The sequence below is a fragment of the Rhodococcus sp. D-46 genome (genome assembly GCF_011290655.1).
GTDB classification, from domain to species: domain Bacteria; phylum Actinomycetota; class Actinomycetes; order Mycobacteriales; family Mycobacteriaceae; genus Rhodococcus_F; species Rhodococcus_F qingshengii.
Genome location: NZ_JAANTF010000007.1, coordinates 51,023 through 75,005 on the forward strand (window position 1 = coordinate 51,023; position 23,983 = coordinate 75,005).

Here is a 23,983-nt window from a genome sequence, read left to right on the forward strand (position 1 = left end):
AGATGGTCGATTCCGGAGAACTGACTTCTTCTGACAGCCAGCCGCAGGAACACCACCTGCGGCTGGCTGTTCCCGCACCCCTCGAGAAGCTCGACAACCGCTTCACCGAGTGGGCGTGGGGGCTCCTCAAACTCGACTTCACCGGCATCGCGTTTGCCGCGTTCTTCTTCTGCTGGTCGTTGACCCCTTCGCTGTTGCCGCGTGATTGGCTTTTCCAAGGTCTGATCGGCGGAATCAACTCGGCCATCGGCTACGGCGTCGGTACTGCGATCGGTTGGGCTGTCGAGCGATACCTGCTCAGCGGGCGACGGTGGTGGCCACTGCCCGAGCCGGTGCCTTCCGCGATCAAGGTCTTCGTTCCGGTCGCGTCCATCGTCGCGGCGATCATCATGCTGGTCTACGCGGCCGGGTGGCAACGTGAAATCGCGGCACTGACCGATGCCGAAGGCACGACCACTTCCGGCTACATCCGAACCCTCGGACTGAGCCTGCTCGTCGGTGGCCTGCTCATCTCGATCTGGCGGGTCCTCCACGATCTGGTGAAACTGATTGCCCGACAGCTGATGCGGCGGTTCCACTGGTCACGGTCGGTGGCCAATGGCGTCGGTGCCCTGGTTGTCACCGTCCTGTTCTTCATGCTGGTCGACGGCGTCCTGGTCCGCGGAATCTATGCAGCGACCAACTCGATCTTCAGTCTGCAGAACTCGACCACTCGCGACGGCGTCGTCGAACCGCAGGATCCGATGAAATCGGGTAGCCCCGAATCAGCCGCTCCCTGGGACACATTGGGGTTCGAGGGACGAAACTTCGTCTCGCGCGGACTCGACGCGCAGGAACTCGAAGCGGCAACCGGTAAGCCTGCGATGGATCCGATTCGCGTATATGCCGGACTTGAAAGCGCCGAAGATCCCGAAGAGCGTATGGATCTGGTCATCAAGGAGCTGGAGCGAACCGGCGCCTTCCAACGCAAGGTCCTCGTGGTCATTCCGACGACGGGTACGGGGTGGGTCAATCCCACTGCGGCACAGGCAATCGAACTTGTGCATGACGGCGACACTGCTCTTGTCGCCAGCCAGTACTCGTACTTGCCGAGTTGGATCTCGTTCCTCGCCGACCAGGAGAAGGCGCAAGCTGCCGGACGCCTGTTGATCGAGCGGGTACACGAAAGATGGCTCCAGGAACCGGAAGCCACCAGGCCGAAGTTCATGGTCTACGGCGAGAGCCTCGGCGTCATGGCCGGCGCCGGAGCCTTCGACACACTGCAGGCGGCGCGCGATACCGCCGACGGAATTCTGTGGGTGGGCCCGCCGAACGCGACGCAGTTGTGGCGTTCGATCGAGAAGAGGCGCGATCCAGGCACTCCCGAAGTAGCTCCTGTCTACGCGGACGGCTTGGCCGGCGTGCGGTTCGCGGATCGCTCCGAAGACATTCCGACCGACGGGATGACGTGGCCGCAGCCGCGGGTTCTGTTTGTCCAGCACCCTTCCGATCCAGTGGTGTGGTGGTCACCCGACCTCATGTTCAATCGGCCCGAGTGGCTCAAGGAAGTGCCCGGTTTCGACCGCTCGCCGTCGATGAAATGGTTCCCGGTCGTGACGTTCTGGCAGGTGTCGGCCGACCTCGGCAACGCCGCGGGAGTTCCGGACGGCCATGGTCACAATTACGGAACCTCCGTTCTGGACGCCTGGATCAGCGTTGCCCAGCCCGAGGGGTGGACGGCCGCAGAAACCGAGCGAGTGCGGTCGGCATTGGTTGTCGCCGTGAAATCAGAGGGCCCCGAGAAGTGAGGGGAGTCGCCTCGATCGCGCTCTCCGCTACCGCGATCACCTGGAGCAACGTCGTGCTTCCGGCATTCGGTCTTTCGCCCCGAGCCCGCGCCGTGGTCAACACCGCGGCCGGTCTGTCGGCCATCGGAGTCCTACTCGCACGTGGTTACACCCGCGAGGAACTCGGCTTGGCGCACACCGGCATTCGTGGTGGTGCTCAGTTCGGCGGAGCCGCGGCGGGGGCGGTCCTTACCGGCTACAGCGTCGCTTTGGCCGTTCCGTCCTTGCGCGCGACTCTCGCTGCCGACGAGCGAGCAGACGGCCGCGAAGACTTCCTCGAATGGATCATCCTGCACATCCCGTTCGGGACGGTGCTCTCCGAGGAACTGTTGTTCCGTAGCGCGATGTCGGCCGTCTGGAGCCGCGAACTGAACAGGCCGACCGCGCAGGCTGTTCACGCACTGACCTTCGGGCTGTGGCACGTCGCTCCCGCTCGCGGTGCCGGCGACAACGTTCCCGCAGCAGTGGCGTTCACCGGCGCTTCGGCATTGCTGTTCGAGTGGCTGCACCGCCGTGGCGGCAGCGTACTTGCCCCCGCCCTGCTGCACCTGGCCACGAATGCCGGTGGCGCACTTGCCGTTCGTATCGCTACTCGCAGACAGGGAGTGAACTGATGCCGCCCCGCCGCGCCGTCGACCCCGCCGAATTTCGTGCCGCCGTCCTGGCCGTCGGCCCGTGGCTTCGAGATCCGGAACTGCCGAAGCCTTCGCGCAGTGAACTCGGTGCGGCAGTGAAGATGAGTGCGCGCACTCTCGAACAGATCGCCCCCGGATCGAGCGTCGAGGTGCGGGTCCCACCGTTTGTTGCGGTGCAATGCATCGAAGGTCCGCGTCACACGCGCGGAACCCCGCCCAACGTCGTCGAGACGGACGCTCGGACGTGGTTGCAGATGGTCACCGGATTGCTCGAGTTCTCCGAGGCCTCAGGTGACGGAAGAGTCGACGCCTCAGGTAGCCGCGCTCCCGAAATTGCGCACTGGCTCCCACTGCTGCGGTTGACCTAGCAACAGAGGGGTTGGCGCAGTGACAGAGTGGTTGACGCAGTAACAGAGAGAGACCATCCGGTTCGCTTCGGCGTGATCTGAGACCCAAGGCAGCCCTCAGGGGAAGTGAGTCCCAAAATGGCCGTAGACTGTGGATGCCCCCCAACCCCTGCCCACAAAGGGAGCGCCCGGTGACTCGTGCCGATCTGTCGGTCAACAGTCCAAATCTCCTCGCTTCGAACCCGTCCGACGAGGACGAGAACGAGCCCCGCGAAGAATGCGGTGTATTCGGCGTCTGGGCGCCGGGAGAGGATGTGGCGAAGCTCACTTATTACGGCCTGTACGCACTTCAGCACCGTGGTCAAGAAGCTGCCGGCATTGCGGTAGCCGACGGCTCCCAGGTGCTGGTGTTCAAGGATCTCGGCCTGGTCAGCCAGGTATTCGACGAGCAGACCCTCGCAGCGATGCCAGGTCACGTCGCCGTCGGACATTGCCGTTACTCCACCACCGGTTCCACGACGTGGGAGAACGCGCAGCCCATCTTCCGTACCACCACTGCCGGTACCGGCATCGCGCTCGGCCACAACGGCAACCTGGTCAACACCGCTGAACTCGCGAGCCGCACCCGTGCAGCCGGCCTGGTCAACGACAAGCGCCCCAACGCAGCGACTTCCGACTCCGACCTCATCGGTGGTCTCCTGGCACACGCTGCCGGCGACAGCACCATCGAACAGGCCGCAATGGAATTGCTTCCCACGTTGGAGGGCGCGTTCTGCCTCACCTTCATGGACGAGCACACGCTGTACGCAGCGCGCGATCCGCACGGCATCCGCCCGCTCTGCCTCGGTCGACTCGACCGCGGTTGGGTAGTCGCCAGCGAGACGGCAGCACTCGACATCGTCGGTGCGTCGTTCGTTCGCGACATCGAACCCGGTGAGCTGCTTGCGATCGACGCCGACGGCGTTCGCTCCTCACGTTTCGCGAATCCGACTCCCAAGGGCTGTGTTTTCGAGTACGTCTACCTCGCGCGTCCCGACAGCGTCATCGGTGGCCGTTCGGTCCACTCGACCCGCGTCGAGATCGGCCGTCTGCTCGCCAGCGAGCATCCCGCCGAAGGTGATCTGGTCATCCCTGTTCCCGAGTCCGGCACCCCCGCAGCCGTCGGGTACGCCCAGGGTTCGGGCATTCCTTACGGCCAGGGTTTGATGAAGAACGCCTACGTCGGCCGTACCTTCATCCAGCCGTCGCAGACGATCCGTCAGCTCGGTATCAGGCTCAAGCTCAACCCGCTCAAGGAAGTCATCCGCGGCAAGCGGCTTGTGGTGGTGGACGATTCGATCGTCCGCGGTAACACTCAGCGTGCGCTCATCCGGATGCTCCGCGAAGCCGGCGCCCTCGAAATTCACGTCCGTATCGCCTCGCCGCCGGTCAAGTGGCCCTGCTTCTACGGTATCGACTTCGCCTCACCGGCCGAGTTGATTGCCAACGGCGCAGGCGGACAGGACGCGACGTTCGAGGAAATGCTCGACGGCGTGCGTCGTTCCATCGGAGCTGACACCCTCGGATACATCTCCACCGAGGGCATGATCGCCGCCACCGAGCAGCCGGCCAGCCGTCTGTGCGCCGCGTGCTTCGACGGGACCTACCCGATCGCGCTTCCCAAGGAAACCTCGATCGGCAAGAACGTCCTCGAGGGGATGCTCGAGAGCACCGCAGGTTCGACGGCCACTCGCGACAACGACAATGCGAGCGCGCTCAGCCGCCCCTGAACGTCAGAATCGTTGAAATTCGACAGCCGAGAATCTGCCGTCCACAGCATGTGGGCGGCAGATTTTCTGTTCACGACTTTCTGTTCCACGACACGGCATACGTCGTGAGCATCTGGCATAGTGCCCTCCGTGGCGCAACTGAGAATGGATGGGCACCGGGTCCTGGTCGCAGACCTGGTGGGGGACACCATCAAAGCGATCAACGGCTCGATGGTGGCGTACGAGGGTGCGATTACCTTCAAGAACGCCGGAATGGGCGGTGGCGGTGGGTTACGTGCCGCGCTGAAACAGAAGGCGGCAGGTGAATCACTGTCCCTGATGGAAGTCAGCGGACAAGGCACCGTCTACTTCGCGGTCGACGCCCAGGACATCACGATCATCGAGCTCAACAACGACGCTTTGCACGTCGAAGCCTCACAATTGCTCGCACTGGTCGGACAGCTGCGAACCGATGTGAAATTTGCCGGCCTCCGCGGCGCAGGTTCCGGACAGGGCTTGTTCACGACGGTCGTCAGCGGCACCGGTCTGGTGGCGGTGCTGTCGAAGGGCGGACCGATCATCGCGCTCGAAGTCAGCCCGCAGTATCCGCTGGTTGCCGATCCCGACGCCTTCGTCGCTCACCGCGGTCAGCTGAACCAGAGCTTCGTCACCGACGTCACCTGGCGCTCCGCGATCGGCGGTGGCAGCGGTGAAGCGTTCTCGCTGCGATTCGACGGATCCGGTGTCGTTTACATCCAGCCTGAGGAGCGCTGACCCATGCCGTTGGAATTGGTGAACAGCAAGGTCGTCAAGTCGACCCTCGCACCGGGACAGAACGTGCTCGCCCGCACCGGGTCGATGCTCTACTACACCGGCGACGTCCGCTTCATCCCGCACAGCATGGGCGGTGGGCCCGGCGCCATGCCGAACATGGGCGGGATCGCCGGGATGGCCGGCCGCATGATGTCCGGCGAACACGCACGCATGATGGCGGCCGAGGGAAACGGTGAGGTCTTCTACGGGCACGCCGGCTTGTACGTCGAGGTCATCCACCTCGACGGGTCGTCAATGCTCACCGTCGAAGCCGACCGACTCCTCGCACACGACGGTTACCTCCAGAGTTCGATAGTCGCTCTCACGTCGCAGGGCGGTGTGCGCGGAGCAGTACGCGGCGCCATGACCGGTCAAGGACTGTTCACGACGCAGTTGCACGGCCAGGGAAGCGTCGCGGTTCTCTCGCACGGGGGCGCGATTCCGTTGCAGGTCGGTCCGAACAATCCTCAGGTCGTCGTCGACCCGCAGGCATACGTGTGCCACATCGGTCAGATCAACGTCGACATCTCCGCGAACGTCGGTTGGCGCGAGGCCGTCGGCAAGGGCTCGGGGGAGTCCATCCAGCTGAAGATGACCGGCGCCGGCACCGTCTGGGTCCAGGCGTCCGAGCAGAAGTTCTGAGAGGGCACAGAGCATGGGTATCGAAATTCACAATCCGGCATCTCTGCCCGCCAACGACAACGTCCCGGGCAACGACTACGCCTTCTGCGTCGAGATGGCCGGACAACCGTGGTTCACGTCCAAGGGTGCGATGATCGCGTACTACGGAAACATCAACTTCGAGCCGCTCGGGCGCACGAGCATGACGGCGATCGTCGCGGCCAGGTTTTCTTCACCGCTCTACGCGGACGACTGGGTGCTCGCTCAGGGACAGGGCAAGTTGATCCTCGGGGACCGCGGATTCAACATCAATTCCTACGACCTCGACGACGGCAACCTCACGATTCGCGCGGCCAATCTCCTCGCCTTCGAGACGAGCCTGGACCTCAAACAGTCCATCGTCCCAGGCTTTTTGACGCTACTGGGGACAGGCAAGTTCCTGGCGTCGTCCAATGGCCCGGTCATGTTCGCGGAGCCGCCGCTGCGCATCGACCCGCAGGCGTTGGTGGGTTGGGCCGACTGCCCGTCGCCGTCCCACCACTTCGATGCCGACTGGATGCAGAGCTTCCTGGGCGCGGTTCGCGGAAGCATGTTCGGCGCGAATACCGGCGAAGAACGCCAGTTCGATTTCACCGGAGCCGGGACGGTACTGATCCAGTCGAGCGAGAAGGTCGTCCACGACGGACACCTCCTCAAACACATCGAATCCGAGACGGTCGCACTCGGGCAGAACAGTCTGCGCGCACTGCACGCCTCGATCGGTGCGCGGCTGCAGAACTGACGTCTCGGGGTACGCGAGGTCTCACCGAGGGGGCCGGTCCGGTAGCGTATGGGCGTAATCGTCGGTATTTGTGTGCGCGCTCTGGGTCTCGAGTCGAACGATCCATCTCGCGTCACGAGGATTGCAAACACTTCACATTGCAAGACCACTTACCTGTGCACGAGCAATACGTGCTCGCGAGAAATACAAGGCTGGAGTAGTAACCCGATGACCGAGGACAGTCACCGCACCGCAGGCGCCTCCTACGCGGCAGCAGGAGTCGATATCGCCGCAGGCGACCGGGCGGTGGAACTCTTCGCCCCTCTGGCCAAGAAGGCCAGCCGCCCCGAGGTCATGGGTGGCCTCGGTGGTTTCGCCGGCTTGTTCTCCCTCAAGGGTGACTACAAGGAGCCGTTGCTCGCCGCATCGACCGACGGCGTCGGAACCAAGCTCGCTGTCGCGCAGGCGATGGACAAGCACGACACGGTCGGACTCGACCTCGTCGCCATGGTTGTCGACGACCTCGTCGTCTGTGGCGCCGAGCCGCTGTTCCTCCAGGACTACATCGCCGTCGGCCGGGTCATCCCCGAGCGCGTCGCGGAATTGGTCAGCGGAATCGCCGAGGGCTGCATCCAGGCCGGCTGCGCTCTCCTCGGCGGCGAGACCGCCGAGCACCCCGGCATCATGGCCGACGGTGACTACGACCTTTCCGCCACCGGTGTCGGCGTCGTGGAGGCAGAGAAGCTGCTCGGACCGGATCGCGTTCGCCCCGGCGACGTCGTCATCGCGATGGGTTCTTCGGGACTGCACTCCAACGGTTACTCACTGGCCCGCAAGGTCCTGCTCGAGATCGACCGCATGAACCTGAGCGCACACGTCGACGAGTTCGGCCGCACGCTCGGTGAGGAGCTGCTCGAGCCCACCAAGATCTACGCCAAGGACTGCCTGGCACTCGCTGCCGAGACCGACGTGCGCACGTTCTGCCACGTCACCGGTGGCGGCCTCGCCAACAACCTCGCGCGCGTCATGCCCAAGGGCTTGGTCGCCGAACTCGATCGCGGAACCTGGAGCCCCGCTCCGGTCTTCGCCATGATCGCGCAGCGCGGACGCGTCGAGCGCGCCGAGATGGAGCAGACGTTCAACATGGGCGTCGGCATGGTCGCCGTCGTCGCACCCGAGGACGTCGACCGCGCACTTGCCGTCCTCACCGCACGCCACATCGACTGCTGGACGCTCGGTAGCGTCAAGAAGGCGTCGGACGCCGCTGCAGAGCGTGCGTTCCTGGCCGGAGACCACCCGCGCTTCTAGACCGCAACGTCAGCTGCCCCATCGGAGAGATCCGGTGGGGCAGTTTTGTGTGTCCGTGCAAGCAGACGCGAGGCGGAAAATGGAACGCAAAAATGAGGAAGAGCGATCAGCTCTTCCTCATTTCACAGTCTGCGCGGTGGCAGTGCGCGGTCAACGCCGCCAGTCGTCGTAGTCGTCCTCTCGCGCATGCCCTTCCCTATCGGAAGTCTGGTCCGATCGGACACTGCTCCGATGCGAGTTGGTCGATCCACCTGCGAGCTCTCTTTGCAGGCTGTCGAAATCCGTGGTCGGTACGCTGTATTTCAATTCGCGTGCAACCTTGGTCTGCTTTGCCTTAGCCCGGCCGCGGCCCATGGCTGACCCCCTCGCGCTTTCGCGGGGCGGCCTGGGGAATTTGGCGGCCCCGTTTGAGTGTGTAAGTTTCCTGACACACACTCTAGCGTGGAAAAGTCGCTTCCGCTTCCACGAAGGCCTCACCGCCGTGTCTGATTGCTCTCACTATGGCCGCGAGCTGCCAGGATGCTGAAAGAACTCGTCAGAACTTTGTGAGAACTGCTCAGAAGTTTCCGGGAATTGCGCGAATCGTCCCCACTCGGGCGTCGCCGCCGAAGACCGGAGCGGATGCGAGAGCCGCCAACTCCTCGGTCCACTCGGTGTTCATCCGCTTGAGCAGAGCTGCCGCCAAGGGCAGGAGCGCCCGCTCGTGACCGTCGTCGATCTTGAGGGCGAAAGCGGAACCGTCGGGAAGCGCTCCGGCGTAGATGCCGTCGTATCCGGTCTTGGAGAACAGACCCGGCACGGCGGACATCAGGCGCTGATCGTTGCGGCCGGTGCCCGAGACGAGGAAGGGGTTCTCGCGGACCGCGTCGGCCACAGCTCGTTCGGGTGAGTCGGGCTCAGCCGAGGGCAGGCGTCCGAATGCCCGAGCCAGGTTCGTGAGCGAGAGCGGCACGATCGGGAGACCACAACCGTCGATGCCGAGTTCCTGCTCTTCCTCGCCGCTGAGATCGAAGATCGTCTCCTGGATCGCGAGTTGGAGGGGATGAGTCGGCTCCATGTACGTCTCGAGCGGCCAGTCGTTCACGACGCACGTGGCGAGCATCGCGGAGTGCTTGCCCGAGCAGGTCATGTAGATCGGGCTGGGAAGCTCGCCCGCTGCGATCAGTTCGGCTCGGGCCAGTTCGTTGCCCGGCAGATCGGAGGGGCACTGCAACTGGTCGACACCGAGTTGGTAGCGAGCGAGAAGCGCTGCGACCAGTTCGATGTGATCGGCCTCGCCCGCATGTGAGGACGACGCGACGGCCAGCTCTTCCGGGCTGGTGGGTGCAAAGCCGTTACGAAGCGCAGCGACGGCTTGCAGCGGCTTGTTCGCCGAGCGCGGGTAGATGGGTGTGTGAATTTCCCCGAGTCCGACAACGACCTCGCCGTCGGCGCCGAGAATGACGGCCGATCCGCGATGCACGCATTCGCGGAATCCGGAGCGGACCACTTCCACCAATTCGATACTCACGAGTGCACCTGCGCTTCTGCTTGTTCGATGAACCTGTGGACGCGCGCGGTGACGTTCGGTGCAAGGTCGGTGTGTTCTGCGAGGAGCCGTCGAAGCCGCTCAGGATCCGTTCCGGCGAAGACCTCTCGAACAGTCACTCCGTGATCCGGTACGTGGACTCGGGTGACCGAATCGCCCGCGGCGATCGTGCCGGTCCGGTTGACGCGAAGGTAGGCGCCGACGTCGGTCCGCTCGGTGAATCTTTTGACCCAGCCCTTTTCCGCGGCCCAGATGCCGAAGGTGCCGCACGGGACGCGGGGCGCGGTCACCTCGAGTTCGAGAACGTCCGACGCCTCGGCTCCGGTGATGTGCCAACGCTCGCCGATCACGGCGTCCGTGACGAGCATCCCGCTGATGTGAAGATTCTCGCCGAACCATCCGGGGCCGAGAGGTCGGCCCAATTCGTCCGACCAACGCTGCGCTTCGTCGCGCTGATACGCGTAGACAGCTTGGAAGGCACCGCCGTGGAACTCGGTGTCGCAGACGTAGTCGCCACCCAGACCGAGTCGTCCTACCGCGACGCGGCCGTCGACGGGACGCTTGTCGATCGCGGTACGGGGGACTCGCCTGACGCCACTGTCACGTTCGGTGTGGACGACGCAGACCGCGTCGACCGTGCCCGTCACTTTCCGCGCAATCGGTTGACAGCCTCACGTCCGGCCTGGGGTGCGTCGTCCGCGACGATCGAATCCGGATCGATGGACGCAGCGCTGGGGCCGGCCATCAGTTCGGTGTCGACCGGGATGTTCCGCTTGATCAGAGCGAGTGCGATGGGGCCGAGCTCGTGATGATTGACGACGGTCCCGACGCGTCCGACGGCCCGTCCGCCCGCCGTGATCGGGTCACCCGGTTCCGGGACGGCTTCGGCGCTGCCGTCGAGGTGCAACATGACGAGATGGCGCGGGGGCTTGCCGAGATTGTGAACTCGGGCGACGGTTTCCTGACCGCGGTAGCACCCCTTGTCGAGGTGGACGGCGCCGTGCTCGGCCGGCCCACCGATCCAGTGGACCTCGTGCGGGATGGTCCGTTCGTCGGTGTCCAGTCCGAGGCGAGGCCTCGTCGCTTCGACGCGCAGTGCCTCGAAGGCCCAACTGCCGGCGGGCTTGGCGCCGGCATCGGTCAGCCTGGTCCACCACGCTGCCAGTTGCTCACGTGGGACGAGAAGATCGAAAGAGTTCTCGGTAGGCCACGGCATGCGGCGGACAAATCCGCCGTCGGCCAAGGCGTGAGCGTCGTAGGCCTCGGTGGGTGTCTGAACCTCGAGTGCGGCGAGGACAGTTGACGCTTCGGGTCCGATCAGGCTCAGGACCGCGAGTTCGTTGCCGTCTCGAGGTTCGGCCTTGGACCAGAACACCATCTTCTTCAAGAAGGAGAGAAGGTCGGGTCCGCGGTTCGCCTCGGTGTCGATCCAGGTGACACCTGCCAGGTCCGTCTGCACGAAGTGGTGCTCGACGCGTCCGTTGACGTCCAGGCTCAAGTTCTCGGCACTCTTGCCGTCGGGGAGCGCGGCGATGTGCTGGCTCGAAATCGTGTGCAGCCACGTGAGGCGTTCGTCGCCGGGAATGGCGATCACGAATCTGTGACTGCGGTCGACCACCACTGCTGCGCGCTGCGCGGTTCGCTGTTCGCCGAGAGGATCGCCGTAGTGCCACGCGACACCGATGTCGGCCGAACCGTCCGGTGCGGTGACCGCGCCGGGGGAAGTCAGAAGTGGGCTGTTGGGCACAAGAGCGTTGTCGACCACGAGACCAGTCTAGGAGTGTGGGCGGGATCGCGGTTACAGGGCGGCCCCGGCGGCTTGGCGGATCGTTAGGGTTGATGGCATGCCTGATCGCGTATTGGTGACTCTCGACCATGAGGTGCTCGATGCTGACGCACCGTTTCTGCACGCCGACGACCTGGCGGTGGTGCGCGGCGACGGAGTCTTCGAGACGCTGTTGGTACGCGACGGCCGCGCCCGGGTGGTCGAGGGACACCTGAGTCGACTGGTTCTGAGCGCACGGGCACTCGGCCTGCCCGCTCCGGTTCTCGATGATTGGCGTCTGGCGATCGAGATGGCTGCCGAGGAATGGGGGACCGAGAAGGAAGGCGCCCTTCGTCTCGTTCTGACCCGCGGCCGTGAGAGCGGCGACAAGCCGACAGCCTTCGTGATGGTCGGTCCGGTGGCCGATCGGGTCAGACAGGTCCGCGAATCGGGGTTATCGGTGATGACTCTCGAGCGAGGTTTCTCTGTCGATCTCTCTGCCCGGGCACCCTGGCAGCTACTGGGCGCGAAGACGTTGTCGTACGCAACCAACATGGCAGCGCTTCGATATGCGGCGAATTTGGGTGCTGACGATGTGATCTTCGTCAGTTCCGAGGGCAATGTGTTGGAGGGGCCACGCTCGACGGTGGTGATCGTTCGGGACAGGACTTTGATCACACCGCCTCCCGCACAGGGCATTTTGATGGGCACTACGCAGCGCGCCCTGTTCGACGTTGCCGGCAGTGCTCGCTTCGATTGCCGATACGAAACCCTCCGACCTGCGGATTTGATTGCGGCCGACGGAGTGTGGATGGTTTCGAGCGTCACGCTGGCCGCACGCGTCCATACACTCGACGGGCTCACATTGCCAGAGCCGAAGGTCTCCGGGGAATTCGCGGAATTGGTTGAACGTGCAATTGATTCGGATTCAGCAGGGCGATAGGCGAATAGGAATCGCGACAGGTCTCTACTACATTTGGTAGTAGCAAAGTCCTGCGGTCCAAACCGGACAGCAGTACCGTGTCCGCAGGGGCCGAGCGACTGCCCGCGTCTCGAACCCCGAAGCCTGTCCCAGGGCCCTACTCTCGGAGTAGCCAATGGATACTTTGGACGTCTCCAGGTGGCAGTTCGGTATCACTACCGTCTACCACTTCATCCTTGTTCCGCTGACCATCGGACTTGCGCCGATGATCGCGATCATGCAGACGATGTGGGTGGTCACCAAAAAGGACCACTGGTATCGGCTCACCAAGTTCTTCGGCAAGCTTTTCCTCATCAACTTCGCACTCGGTGTAGCCACCGGCATCGTGCAGGAGTTCCAGTTCGGCATGAACTGGAGCGAGTACTCGCGATTCGTCGGTGACGTCTTCGGAGCTCCGCTCGCGTTGGAAGGCCTTGTCGCCTTCTTCATGGAGTCCGTCTTCATCGGACTCTGGATCTTCGGTTGGGGCAGGCTGCCCAAACTTGTACACCTGGCGTGCATTTGGCTCGTGGCGATCGGCGTCAACGCGTCGGCGTTCTTCATCATCGCGGCCAACTCGTTCATGCAGCATCCGGTCGGTGCGACGTACAACCCTGAAACGGGTCGTGCCGAGCTCACCAGTATCTGGGAGCTGCTGACCAACAACACCGCTCTCGCTGCCTTCCCGCACGCGGTTGCCGGCGCCTTCCTGACAGCGGCGACGTTCGTCGCCGGCATCAGTGGTTGGTGGATGGTGCGGAACATGCGCCGCGCCAAGCAGGCTGAGGCCGCCGAAGCCGAGCGCCTCGAAGCCGACGCACGGACGATGTACCGCCCGGCAACACGATTCGCGTTGCTCGTCATGATCGTGGCCGGAATCGGCATCATCTATACCGGTGACGTCCAAGGCAAGCTCATGTTCCAGCAGCAACCCATGAAGATGGCGTCGGCGGAATCGCTGTGCGACACCGAGATGGATCCGGACTTCTCGATCCTCACTATCGGCACTCACAACAACTGTGACAGCGTGACGCACGTTCTGAAGGTGCCGTTCGTTCTTCCATGGTTGGCCGAGGGCAAGTTCACCGGCGTCGAACTGCAAGGCGTGAACCAACTGCAGGAGCAGGCGGAGCAGGACTTCGGACCGGGTAACTACCGACCGAATCTCTTTGTCACGTACTGGTCTTTCCGCGCCATGATCGGCCTCGCCGCCGGTTCGGCAGCACTGGCTCTCGCGGGACTGTGGGTCACTCGTAAGGGGCGGGTCCCGGACCAGAAGTGGTTCGGAATACTCAGCCTGGTCGCGATCCCCACTCCGTTCATGGCGAACAGCGCCGGTTGGATCTTCACCGAGATGGGCCGTCAGCCCTGGGTGGTGCATCCCAACCCGACCGGCGTCGACATGATCAGACTTACTGTCGACCAAGGTGTTTCGGACCACGCGTCGGCTACCGTCTGGGCTTCGCTGATCACCTTCACCCTGCTGTACGGAGCGCTGGGAGTCGTCTGGTTCAAGCTGATCGTGCGGTACGCGAAGGAAGGCCCGTTGGAGCACGACATGCATCCGCCGGGCGATACAGATCATGACGAGCCGGAAGATCCGGACAAGCCCAAACAACTGTCGTTCGCGTACTAGGAGGCGATCATGGGACTTCAAGAAGTATGGTTCGTGCTCGTCGCAGTACTGTTCATCGGTTACTTCGTCCTCGAAGGGTTCGACTTCGGTGTCGGAATGCTCATGCCGATCGTCGGCAGAGGCAGTGACCTCCCGGCCGATACGCGTCGACGGGTAGCGCTCAACACGATCGGCCCGGTGTGGGACGGCAACGAAGTGTGGCTGATCACCGCCGGTGGCGCGATGTTCGCGGCATTCCCGGAGTGGTACGCGACGTTGTTCTCCGGGTTCTATCTACCGCTGCTGATCATCCTGGTGGCCTTGATCGTTCGTATCTGTGCCATCGAATGGCGAAGCAAGATCGACGACGACAAATGGCGTCAGCGTTGCGACTGGGGCATCATCTTCGGCTCCTGGGTCCCGGCAGTTCTCTGGGGCGTGGCTTTCGCGAACATCGTTCGGGGCGTGGCGATCAACGCAGACAAGCAGGTCGAGTCGGGATTCTTCGATCTGCTCAATCCGTACGCGCTGCTCGGCGGTCTGACCACCGCGCTGGTGTTCGCTCTCCACGGTGCAGTGTTCCTGGCACTCAAGAGTGCCGACGAGGTTCGTGAAGATGCCGTGAAAATTGCTGCACGACTGGCAATTCCAGCTATTCCTGTTGCCGGCGGATTCGTTCTGTGGACGCAACTCGCCTACGGCAAGGGATGGACGTGGATTCTGGTAGCTGCCGCTGCTGCGGCACTGATCGGCGTCGTCTTCCTGACGCGGGCCGAGCGCGAAGGCTGGGCCTTCGTTCTCACCTGTGTGGCCGTCATCGCCACCGTCGTGCTGCTGTTCGCCTCGCTGTTCCCGAACGTCATGCCGTCGACGCTGGATCCGGCGTACAGCCTGACCATCGAGAACGCGTCGTCGAGTCCGTACACGCTCAAGGTGATGACGTGGGCCGCGGCATTCATGACGCCGGTGGTGATCATCTACCAGGGTTGGACGTACTGGGTGTTCCGACAGCGCATCTCCTCCAAGCAGATTCCGGCGTCGATCGGTCTGCGATTCAAGGAGAAGACGTGGTAGTCACCAACCTTGAATCACGAAACATTCGAATCACGAAAGAACTGACGGTCGAATTCACGTGACTATCGAAGTAGGCGACGCTCCCACCACTCGGGAGCGTCGCCGGGGGCCGATCGACCCGCGGCTGTGGCGACATTCCGCTTCTGCGCGCGGCTATCTGATCCTCACGGTCGCTCTGTCGATGGTGAACGTCGTGATGGTCATCGTCGCGGCGCTCATGATCGGCCGGGTGCTGGCCGGAGTGATCACCACTCGAACTGTGGATGTTTCCTCGTGGACAACCGAATTGGTTGTTCTCGCCGCAGCTGTGGCGGTCCGAGTTCTGGGGACCTGGTTGCAGACCAGGTATGCGCACCGGGCGTCGACTCGCGTCGTTGCCGAGATCAAGAACGGCGTGCTGACGTCGGCGACGGCGATGAGTCCTCGCGATCTGGATCCGCGGCGTGACGAGATCGCGACCGTGGTCACCCGAGGTGTCGACGGCCTTGGTCCGTACCTGACGGGATACCTTCCGGCCCTGGTCTTGTCGGTGACGCTGACACCCATCACCCTGATAGTCATTGCGGTGCAGGACATGACGTCTGCGGTCATCATCTTCGTGACGCTGCCGCTGATCCCCATCTTCATGATTCTGATCGGCTTGCTGACAAAGGGTAAGTCGGAGAAGACGCTGGCAGCGATGACCACGTTGTCTTCGCAACTGCTCGATCTTCTTGCCGGTTTGCCGACGCTGCGGGCGCTCGGTCGTCAGCAAGGTCCTGCCGAGCGCGTCCGTGAACTCGGTGACGCTCATCGGCGAACGACGATGTCAGCTCTCCGCGTCGCGTTCCTGTCCTCGATGGTGCTGGAACTGCTCGCAACGCTCTGCGTCGCGTTGGTGGCCGTGAGTATCGGCTTGCGACTGGTGTACGGCGACATGTCACTCGAGCCGGGGATAGTCGCGTTGATCCTCGCCCCCGAGGTGTACCTGCCACTTCGGATGGTGGGAACCCAGTTCCACGCCGCCGAGGACGGAATGGCGGCAGCCGACAAGGCATTCGAGGTTATCGAGGCGGATTCTGCCGCGCCGGAGGGTGGTAGCACGACGGTGGTCGCTCGAGGCGCCGACATCGTCTTCGACGGACTCGGCGTGACCTCTCGTGGGGGAGTCGCACCGTCTCAACTTTCCGCCGTGGCGTTGCCAGGGGCGATCACCGTGCTCACCGGTCCCAACGGCTGCGGCAAGTCGACGGCAGTGCACGCGCTACTCGGACTGATCGAACCGAGCAGTGGCCGCGTGACGGTCGCCGGCGTCGATGTCCGAGACCTGGACGAGCACGCGTGGTGGAGTCAGTTGGCCTGGCTTCCCCAGCATCCGGTCCTCCTACCTGGCACCGTTCGTGAAAATCTCGATCTCACCGGGGTCGTCGATGCGCAAGCACTGACCCGCGCCGCTGCTGCGACGGGATTCGACGCGGTACTGGCCGAGCTGCCTGCGGGCGTCGAGACCGTGATCGGCGTCGGCGGTACAGGTCTGTCTTTGGGGCAGCGGCAACGGCTGGCACTGACACGCGTGCTTGCCTCGGACCGCGCAGTTCTTGTCCTGGACGAACCCACCGCTCACCTCGACTCGGATTCGGAAGGGACAGTGTTGGCTTCTCTGAGAGCACGGGCGGAGCGTGGCGACACCGTTGTCGTGATCGGCCACCGTCCGAGTGTGCTTGCCGCAGCTGACCGGATCGTCGAGGTGCGCGCTCATGAGAAGTGACGCTCACGATCCGCTTCTGCGTGCTCTGCGGCTACTGGAACTTCGGCCACGACGCGTACTGACGGCGGTAGCGGCGGGTGTGGCAACACTCGGTAGCGCACTCGCCTTGGCCGCGCTGTCCGCATGGTTGATCACGCGTGCTTGGGAGATGCCCCCCGTTCTCGATCTCAGTGTTGCGGTAGTTGCCGTACGCGCATTGGGAATCTCACGTGGTGTCTTCCGCTATCTCGAACGATTGACGACGCACGACGTCGCGTTGCGCGGAACCACCGCGGCGCGATCGAGGATCTACCAGCAGTTGGCCGCAGGAGATCCCGCGGCAGCAGCCGGACTACGACGCGGTGACCTGCTCTCACGTACGGGCGCCGACGTGGATGCACTGGGCGACGTCGTCGTCAAAGCACTGATCCCGATTGCGGTCTCGATTGTCCTCGCGTTTGCTGCGGTGGGAATCCTGTTGTTCATCTCGGTTCCGGCCGCGCTCATCCTGGCTGTTGCGCTGGCGGTGTCCGGGATCGCGGCACCCTGGCTGTCGGCTCGTGCTGCTCGACTCGCCGAGGCCGACAGTTCTGCTGCCGCAGCGCGATTCAGTGAGTCCGCGGTGACCGCCCTCGACCATTCCGCCGAGCTCCGGGTATCGGGTCGCTTGGATCAGGCGGTGAGCGAGGCTGTGTCCGCCGAGAACGATGTGGTCGACGCAACCGATCGCGCGGCGGTCCCGAGTGCCTTTGCCGCCGCTGCCACGCCCCTGGCAATCGGAGTGAGCGTCCTCGGTGCCCTGCTGATCGGAATTACGCTGTACGGAACCACCGAGATGTCACCGATGTCCATGGGAATCCTTGTACTGCTTCCGCTGTCGGCTTTCGAGGGAACCGCGATACTGCCCAGCGCGGCGGTGGCATTGACCAAGGCGCGGCTGGCGTCGGCACGCATCATGGCGGTACTCGATCGAGCCGACGCCGAACACGTTGAAGGAAATCGTGCGTGGCCGGAGGACGGGGTCCTGAGTGTGCACGCGTTGCGGGCGGGTTGGCCCGGGGGAAAGGTGACCGAACCGCTGTCGGTGGATCTTCCTCGCGGTGCTCGTGTTGCCGTCGTCGGCGAGAGCGGATCCGGAAAGACCACTGCGCTGATGACGATGGCGGGACTGCTGCCGCCCGTCGCGGGAACAGTTCGTGTTGACTCGGTGGACGTTTCGGATATCGATCCGGCCGAGCTGCGTCGGCACGTGGGGTACTTCGCCGAGGACGCACACCTCTTCGAGACGTCGGTACTCGAGAACCTGCGCGTTGCGCGGGGTGACCTCACCGCCGAGGACGCGGAGAAGGCACTTGCCGCAGTTAGTCTCGGCGACTGGTTGTCGGAACTGCCGGACGGGCTCGATACCTACCTGGTCGGCGGTATGCGAGCGGTTTCGGGCGGTGAGCGTCGTCGGTTGCTGTTGGCACGCGCGATCGTCTCGCCTGCGGAGGTGCTGCTGCTCGACGAGCCGACCGAGCACATGGACGCGGAGGCGGGCGATCAGTTGCTCCGCGAGTTGCTCAGTCGTGACGCAACGCTGGTCGATTCTTCGCGAACCGTTGTTGTCGTCACCCACCAACTTCCGGACGGCACAGCAGCTGACCAGGTGATATGCGTCGGAAAAGTTTCTGTGGAAAATACGTTGCCGTCATCGTGAAGTGGGCGTACTTTCTCCTGTACACAAGGAAGGAGGTGGTCTGAAATTGAAGTACAGACGGACGCGTGAGGTGGCTGCCAGCTAGCCGCAATCGCTGATGGAATTCACTTACCGCGTGAGCGGCCGGCGAATCCCAGGCAGCCACCCGACCCCCGAGCCCCCGATCAGTCCGACCGGGATCCGCGCGAAAGCGTGGGTGTGGCTCGGGGGTCGCTTCGTGCCGTGCGCCTTTATCAACCCCCGGCGGTTAATAAAGGCGCACAGCGTGGACAAGGATTAGGCCCCCACCATCCACCGCGCTCGAGGATGGCTCTGACCTCGGCTGCAGTTCGGCACGAGGCCCCCTCCACCTCCTCCCAACCGAAGACCAGTGTGGCGTTGCCTGACAGTTCGGATGCGTTTCCTCGCCGACGATCACGCAGTGCAGTCGCTCGAGAAGAGTGGAAGGCAAATCCGTCGAGTCGAACGATCAGTGCGACACCGCAATTGCGGTAGTCGACGTCCTCGTAGAGAGTTCTCCCATCGACGAGGACCGGCGATTGCCGTCGTGCTTCCGGCAAACCGTGTGCTCGCTCGACCTCGATTGCGTAGCGATGCTCGAGTACCGACTGGACACCGCGATCCAACAGGTCCAATGTCGAGGACAGCGCTTTGACATATCGCCTCGGCCGTCGGCATTCCATTCGGGTGCGCAATTCCATCCGTGACACTTTGCACGCCGTGGCCGAGCGAACCAGAGAACGAGCGGCGTCGCGAGCCGACGGCTCTGCAACCGCCAGGTCAATTGCGGTGTCGGCCAGCGAAGTACGAGCAGGCTGAGTGGCAACGCCGATGTGGGCCTGAGCGCGTGAACGATGAACGATCACTCCGGGATGGGCAGTGGACCACCCCAACGGAACGGGGCGCGCCGGGGAGCGTTCGGGTCTGACCGTCGGACTCTGACAGCGCGAGGATCTGCCGTATCGGACTGTGATGTGGACCGGCAGTTCGGACTCGATGTGCGTGAGTCCCCACTCTTCAGCTGCCGTCCGGTGACTCAGGTAGGTCTCTCCGCCGCCGAAGAGAAGGGCGGCCTCGAGAATCATTGCTCGGTTGAGTGGGCCGTTGGTGCTGGATTGAACGCCGTGGAGGACGGAAGTCCATTGACCCGATTCGACCAGATGTTGGATGCGCCGCGGTGAATAGCCGAAAGGGCGCAGCTGTTTATTGGTCGCGAGCCCGTGCTGGAAGTCGAAGAGTCTTCGGAGATCAGGATCGATGTAGTCGCAGCTCATGCGAATACCGTGAGATCGCGGACCGACAAGAATCGGTCGAAGATGCCGCTCCGAAGTCCGCCTGTGGAATTTGTCGGTGCCTGTGGATAAATCTGCTGTGCGCCTTTATTAACCGCCGGGGGTTAATAAAGGCGCACAGCAGAGCTAGCCGATGTAGCGCGTCAGGCGGGCCGAGAGACGCGGTTCCAGGCCACCGTCAGACATGATCCGCTCTTCGACGTACGCGAGGTCGCCGCCTTCGACGATGCCGTAAAGACGCTTCGCGCCGCCGTACAGTGCACCGGACTGGCTGCGGATCACCACGTCGGTGGCAAGTTCCCACGACGCTTGGGTGAGTGCGCGCCCGTAGTACATTTCGACGACACCGGAGCTGTGGCTGAGCAGGAGTTCGACCACTTCCTGGTTGACGCTGCCCGGGATGCCGTCGCCGCCCATGCGCCAGTAACCGCTCTCGCGCAGATCGGGGCTCACGTACTTGCCCTCGGCGTCGAGGCGCCAGGACCGGGACTCCCAATTGAGGTACGGGCCGCCGTCGTGCGAGATGACGATCTGCTGACCGAAGGCGTAGTCGCCGTTCTCGTCGTGTCCTTCACCTTCGCCGCGCCAGACACCGACGAGGGGGAGAAGCGCGAGGAGTTCGGGATTGATGTCCGGGCCGAGGCGCAGGTTTGCGGTGTCCTCCGGCAACGGAAGGTCCGGCAGGGTCGGAATGTTGAGCGACGCCGTCGACTTGGAGCGCTCGACGGCGATGGCGACAGCTTCGTCCCCGCTGCCGCGCCTCACGGCACCTGCAGCGGCGGAATCGTCAGCGGTCGCGTCGGAGCCTGACTCCGGAGCCTGACTCACGACTCGTCGGTGACCAAGCGGTACACGACGTACACGGAGAACCAAGCGATCATGACGGATGCGAGTGCGAGGAGTACCTCGAAGAAAATGACCACGGGTACATCTTAGACCGCGGCGACCGACCGGAAAAATCGGGAGCCGGAATGCAGAAGGCCCCGCACCGGAGGGGTGCGGGGCCGCCTGACAAAGCAGGAATTACTTGCTGACGGTCACGTCCACGTTGTGCACGCCCGAGCCCTCGGGAGCGACGGTGGAGGTGCCGTTGCCCGAGCTGGACAGTGCACGCACGGTCCACTCGCCCGGAGCGGCGAAGAAGCGGAAATCGCCGGTTCCCGATGCCACGACCTCGGCCGTGAACTCTCCGGAGCCGTCGAGCAGACGCACGAATGCGCCGCCGATGGGCTGGCCGTCAGCTGCGAGAACGCGGCCGGTGATGACCGTTTCCTTCTCGACGTCGACGCCGGCAGGCAGGGTCTGGCCCTGGGTAGGTGCTCCACACATGATCAGGCTCCCAATTCGATCGGTGCGCCGACGAGTGAGCCGTATTCGACCCAGCTGCCGTCGTAGTTCTTGACGTTGTTCTTGCCGAGGATCTCCTGCAGGACGAACCAGGTGTGGCTCGAACGCTCGCCGATGCGGCAGTAGGCGATCGTTTCTTTGGTGTCGTCGAAGCCCTTTTCCGCGTACAGCTTGGCGAGGTCGTCGTCCGACTTGAAGGTGCCGTCCTCGTTGGCGGTGGTGCTCCACGGGATGTTGATGGCTCCGGGGACGTGGCCACGCTGCTGCGCCTGCTCCTGCGGAAGGTGGGCGGGAGCGAGGATCTTGCCCGAGAACTCGTCAGGGCTACGAACGTCGACGAGGTTCTTGCTGCCGATAGCGTCGATGACCTCGTCGCGGAAAGCGCGGATCGAGAAGTCGGGGGTCTCGGCCTTGTACTGCGTGGCTTCGCGGTTGACTGCGTCCTTGGAGAGCGGGCGTCCGTCGAGTTCCCACTTCTTGCGGCCGCCGTCGATCAGCTTGATGTCCTGGTGGCCGTACAGCTTGAAGTACCAGTACGCGTAAGCGGCGAACCAGTTGTTGTTGCCACCGTAGAGAACGACGGTGTCGTCGTTCGCAATGCCTTTGGCGGAGAGCAGATCCGAGAACTGCTCCTGGTTCAGGAAGTCGCGTCGGACGCCGTCCTGGAGGTCCTTGCGCCAGTCGAGCTTGACTGCACCCTCGATGTGGCCGCCGTCGTATGCGCTGGTGTCCTCGTCCACCTCGACAAAAACGGTCTTGGGGGTGTTGAGGTTCTGCTCAGCCCAGTCAGCGGAGACTAGGACGTCGGAGCGAGCCATGGTGTTCCTTTCGATGTGGTCTTGCATCGGTCGTTATCTAGCAGGGGTTCAGCAGGGTTGTGGGGCAAGCGTTTTCACGCGGTGGTAGCTCGGCCGGTATTTCGCAGCCTTGCGACGAGTGGATAGATCTGGCAGCCGAGGCAGATACCGAACGCGGCGTTGAGCAGGGCCGCGAACAAGGCGAAGCCGGTGGCAACGGTGCCGACGATCGTCGACCCGGCCAGGAAACCGACCGTGCCGGCGAGTGCGAAGACGAAGCCGACGAACTGCGCGAAGCGCAGCGGCGCCACGGGTTCGCGTTCGCTGACCGGCGAGAGTCGCGGGGCGACGAGCTTGCCGAAGATCTGGCCGTACGGGCTGCGCTTGGGGCCGAGTACCGCTCCGACCGCGAAGACTATGGCCTGCAGTGCGAGAACGACGGTGGCGGCGGGCAGTGAGAAGGTCGAGAGGATGAGCGTGAGTACGAGAACGCCGGTGGTGACCCACGCGGCGAATCGAGGTCCGCGGACGTCGACCTGCTCGAGCTGGGGTGTGGTTGTGGACATCGGGAGTGCTCCTGCGCTGGATTGCATGATGCTGTGCCTGGGCCGAGAAAACGGGACGTCAAAGTCCCACTCGGTGGATTGATCACGTGAGCGAAAGCTCGAAGGTCAGAGAGATCTGACGGATGTGGTGATCAGCAACAGGTACAGCAACAGCCCCCGAGGCGGCACAGGTCTACTGCGCGGCGTCGGGTGAGCATCAGCTCGTGGCGGGTTTGCACGTCGGCGAGTTTACCCCGAATTCTCGGATTTTGGCTCGTGGGGTCCGGATAGTGGTACGAGTGCAGCTTTCAGATCGGCTGCGGATGGCACTCCGGACACCCGGAACTGTTCCTCCAGGCCACCGTCGAGGATGAAGGTGGTGGGCAGCGAGAGGACACTCATCTCGCGTGCCAGAGCCGGTTCCTTGTCGATGTCGAGCTCGATCTCCACCGGCGGACGGGGAGCGTCGGCCATTGAGATCACGACCTGGCCGACGACGCGGCGTACTGCCGCGCACGGTCCGCACCAGTCGGCAGAGAAATGCAGTACGACGGGTCCGCCGTTCGGCGAAGAGACTCCAGCGGCGCGGAGCAGTTCGAGGCGACTGTCCGCCGCGCCGGTCGCGGCCGGCGTGGTGACTCGGACCTTTCCGTTGCGCGACTTGAGAAAGAGCCCGACCGCGACGACGGCGACCAGCGCGACCAGCAGAATTGTGATCCCGGTCATCGGTTCTGCAGCTCTGCGAGATCGATCGTCGTGTTTTCGGCGCTGCCTTCGATCACGATTCTTCCGCCTTCCGCGTAGACCAGGCTCGGCTGAATTCCGTAGGGGAGTGCCTGCGGATCGATCGTGTAGCTGAACAGTCCGAGGACGACGGGTTCGAGTGCTGCGGGGATCGAGAAATCGGCTTTGCCCTCCGGACCGAAGTACAGATTGCTGGCGACGATCTTGACCTGCCCACCTTCCAGAACGAGGTTGGCCTGCACGCTCACTGCAGTCTCGACCGGGCCGACGGCAACCGTTCCCGTCAGCACGACGGCGCCCGCGGTGCTCGCTCCGGTTCCGCCGCTGCCCCCGGTGCCATCCGACTTGTTGGCAGGCGGCGAAGATACCTGCAGGTCAGGGATATTGAGCAGCTTTCCGAGGTCGGTGGCGTTGATTCCCATCCGGCCGTCGAGTTTGTCGACGGGGAGTTGGGTGACATTGCCGTTCACGATGTCGGAGAAGGGAACGGTGACCCCGCGCAGATCGGCCTCGACGGTCACTTCGCCCACCACGTCGCTCTGGACGCCGGTAGCTCTGACGTAGACGTCCTTGTATTTCCCGCCGAGTGCCTGGGTGAGGAAGGGGAACCCGTTGAAGGTGACCTCCGGATCCGACTCGAGTGATGCGCCGGTTCGGAGCTCGCGGGAAACCCGGTACTCGGCGTACGCGGCCGCGCCGAAATCGGCCACCAGTCCGAGGCCGAGGAGAAAGACGATGCCGATGATCAGTTTGCGCACCGCACCATTGTGACGGACTCCGGTCGGGGTTCGATGCGACGGCCCCGGTACCAGGCACGCTAATGTAGGGACCG

24 protein-coding genes are annotated in these 23,983 nt (G+C 63.7%); 13 read left to right on the forward strand and 11 right to left on the reverse strand.

The window, feature by feature from the left end:
- Positions 1 to 2 precede the first annotated feature (2 nt).
- The 8 genes from G9U53_RS18555 to purM all read left to right on the forward strand — a co-directional run bounded on the left by G9U53_RS18555 (position 3) and on the right by purM (position 8,058).
- Positions 3 to 1,787 carry an alpha/beta-hydrolase family protein gene (locus tag G9U53_RS18555; protein WP_162114540.1) on the forward strand — a complete coding sequence of 595 codons (1,785 nt, stop codon included), beginning with the start codon at positions 3 to 5 and terminating at the stop codon, positions 1,785 to 1,787.
- A complete protein-coding gene (locus G9U53_RS34195; RefSeq protein WP_007733821.1) occupies positions 1,784 to 2,440 on the forward strand; it encodes a CPBP family intramembrane glutamic endopeptidase in 657 nt (218 codons plus the stop codon). The genes G9U53_RS18555 and G9U53_RS34195 overlap by 4 nt, the downstream gene beginning before the upstream one ends.
- Positions 2,440 to 2,829 (forward strand): sterol carrier family protein, encoded by a 390-nt coding sequence (locus tag G9U53_RS18565; protein ID WP_007733822.1) that lies wholly within the window; start codon positions 2,440 to 2,442, stop codon positions 2,827 to 2,829. The genes G9U53_RS34195 and G9U53_RS18565 overlap by 1 nt, the downstream gene beginning before the upstream one ends.
- A 170-nt stretch (positions 2,830 to 2,999) precedes the next feature.
- Positions 3,000 to 4,577: an amidophosphoribosyltransferase gene (gene purF, locus G9U53_RS18570; protein WP_003940541.1), complete on the forward strand. Its 1,578-nt coding sequence runs from the start codon at positions 3,000 to 3,002 to the stop codon at positions 4,575 to 4,577.
- Between the two features lie 144 nt (positions 4,578 to 4,721).
- Positions 4,722 to 5,330: an AIM24 family protein gene (locus tag G9U53_RS18575; protein WP_003940441.1), complete on the forward strand. Its 609-nt coding sequence runs from the start codon at positions 4,722 to 4,724 to the stop codon at positions 5,328 to 5,330.
- 3 nt (positions 5,331 to 5,333) lie between these two features.
- On the forward strand, positions 5,334 to 6,011 hold the full coding sequence (locus G9U53_RS18580) for an AIM24 family protein (RefSeq protein WP_003939918.1): 678 nt from the start codon (positions 5,334 to 5,336) through the stop codon (positions 6,009 to 6,011).
- 13 nt (positions 6,012 to 6,024) lie between these two features.
- Positions 6,025 to 6,771, forward strand: coding sequence for an AIM24 family protein (locus G9U53_RS18585; RefSeq protein ID WP_165639040.1), 747 nt, complete (start codon positions 6,025 to 6,027; stop codon positions 6,769 to 6,771).
- Positions 6,772 to 6,978: 207 nt separating this feature from the next.
- Entirely contained in the window at positions 6,979 to 8,058 is a 1,080-nt protein-coding gene (gene purM / locus G9U53_RS18590; protein ID WP_003940225.1) for a phosphoribosylformylglycinamidine cyclo-ligase, read from the forward strand.
- Between the two features lie 150 nt (positions 8,059 to 8,208).
- Here the strand turns inward: purM and G9U53_RS18595 are convergent, their stop codons facing one another.
- The 4 genes from G9U53_RS18595 to G9U53_RS18610 all read right to left on the reverse strand — a co-directional run bounded on the left by G9U53_RS18595 (position 8,209) and on the right by G9U53_RS18610 (position 11,351).
- Entirely contained in the window at positions 8,209 to 8,412 is a 204-nt protein-coding gene (locus G9U53_RS18595; protein WP_003940337.1) for a DUF3073 domain-containing protein, read from the reverse strand.
- Positions 8,413 to 8,614: 202 nt separating this feature from the next.
- Entirely contained in the window at positions 8,615 to 9,568 is a 954-nt protein-coding gene (locus tag G9U53_RS18600; RefSeq protein WP_003940365.1) for an asparaginase, read from the reverse strand.
- Positions 9,565 to 10,233 carry an MOSC domain-containing protein gene (locus tag G9U53_RS18605; protein WP_050654783.1) on the reverse strand — a complete coding sequence of 223 codons (669 nt, stop codon included), beginning with the start codon at positions 10,231 to 10,233 and terminating at the stop codon, positions 9,565 to 9,567. The genes G9U53_RS18600 and G9U53_RS18605 overlap by 4 nt, the downstream gene beginning before the upstream one ends.
- Positions 10,230 to 11,351, reverse strand: a complete 1,122-nt coding sequence (locus G9U53_RS18610) for a folate-binding protein YgfZ (protein WP_007733828.1) — start codon at positions 11,349 to 11,351, stop codon at positions 10,230 to 10,232. Before G9U53_RS18610 ends, G9U53_RS18605 begins: the two co-directional genes overlap by 4 nt.
- Before the next feature lie 79 nt (positions 11,352 to 11,430).
- Here G9U53_RS18610 and G9U53_RS18615 point away from each other — a divergent pair, with 79 nt between their 5' ends.
- The 5 genes from G9U53_RS18615 (at position 11,431) to cydC (ending at position 18,426) form a co-directional block, all read left to right on the forward strand.
- Positions 11,431 to 12,294 (forward strand): aminodeoxychorismate lyase, encoded by an 864-nt coding sequence (locus G9U53_RS18615; protein WP_007733829.1) that lies wholly within the window; start codon positions 11,431 to 11,433, stop codon positions 12,292 to 12,294.
- 154 nt (positions 12,295 to 12,448) lie between these two features.
- Entirely contained in the window at positions 12,449 to 13,948 is a 1,500-nt protein-coding gene (locus G9U53_RS18620; protein ID WP_007733830.1) for a cytochrome ubiquinol oxidase subunit I, read from the forward strand.
- 9 nt (positions 13,949 to 13,957) lie between these two features.
- Complete coding sequence (cydB, locus tag G9U53_RS18625; protein WP_003939727.1) at positions 13,958 to 15,001, forward strand: cytochrome d ubiquinol oxidase subunit II; 1,044 nt, start codon at positions 13,958 to 13,960, stop codon at positions 14,999 to 15,001.
- A 58-nt stretch (positions 15,002 to 15,059) separates the two neighbouring features.
- Positions 15,060 to 16,748, forward strand: coding sequence for a thiol reductant ABC exporter subunit CydD (cydD, locus tag G9U53_RS18630; RefSeq protein WP_165639041.1), 1,689 nt, complete (start codon positions 15,060 to 15,062; stop codon positions 16,746 to 16,748).
- Entirely contained in the window at positions 16,738 to 18,426 is a 1,689-nt protein-coding gene (gene cydC, locus G9U53_RS18635; protein WP_165639042.1) for a thiol reductant ABC exporter subunit CydC, read from the forward strand. Before cydD ends, cydC begins: the two co-directional genes overlap by 11 nt.
- Positions 18,427 to 18,659: 233 nt before the next feature.
- Here cydC and G9U53_RS18640 read toward each other — a convergent pair whose 3' ends face one another.
- The 7 genes from G9U53_RS18640 to G9U53_RS18670 form a co-directional block, all read right to left on the reverse strand.
- A complete protein-coding gene (locus G9U53_RS18640; RefSeq protein WP_165639043.1) occupies positions 18,660 to 19,700 on the reverse strand; it encodes a type IV toxin-antitoxin system AbiEi family antitoxin domain-containing protein in 1,041 nt (346 codons plus the stop codon).
- 144 nt (positions 19,701 to 19,844) lie between these two features.
- Positions 19,845 to 20,483, reverse strand: a complete 639-nt coding sequence (locus tag G9U53_RS18645; RefSeq protein WP_039973378.1) for an FABP family protein — start codon at positions 20,481 to 20,483, stop codon at positions 19,845 to 19,847.
- A 258-nt stretch (positions 20,484 to 20,741) separates the two neighbouring features.
- On the reverse strand, positions 20,742 to 21,047 hold the full coding sequence (locus G9U53_RS18650) for a DUF1416 domain-containing protein (RefSeq protein ID WP_003939797.1): 306 nt from the start codon (positions 21,045 to 21,047) through the stop codon (positions 20,742 to 20,744).
- 2 nt (positions 21,048 to 21,049) lie between these two features.
- Entirely contained in the window at positions 21,050 to 21,883 is an 834-nt protein-coding gene (locus G9U53_RS18655; RefSeq protein ID WP_003939859.1) for a sulfurtransferase, read from the reverse strand.
- 74 nt (positions 21,884 to 21,957) lie between these two features.
- A complete protein-coding gene (locus G9U53_RS18660) occupies positions 21,958 to 22,428 on the reverse strand; it encodes a DUF4395 domain-containing protein (protein WP_003940408.1) in 471 nt (156 codons plus the stop codon).
- Between the two features lie 228 nt (positions 22,429 to 22,656).
- Positions 22,657 to 23,133 (reverse strand): thioredoxin family protein, encoded by a 477-nt coding sequence (locus G9U53_RS18665; RefSeq protein WP_003939684.1) that lies wholly within the window; start codon positions 23,131 to 23,133, stop codon positions 22,657 to 22,659.
- Positions 23,130 to 23,909 (reverse strand): LmeA family phospholipid-binding protein, encoded by a 780-nt coding sequence (locus tag G9U53_RS18670; protein ID WP_003939847.1) that lies wholly within the window; start codon positions 23,907 to 23,909, stop codon positions 23,130 to 23,132. Before G9U53_RS18670 ends, G9U53_RS18665 begins: the two co-directional genes overlap by 4 nt.
- Between the last annotated feature and the right edge of the window lie 74 nt (positions 23,910 to 23,983).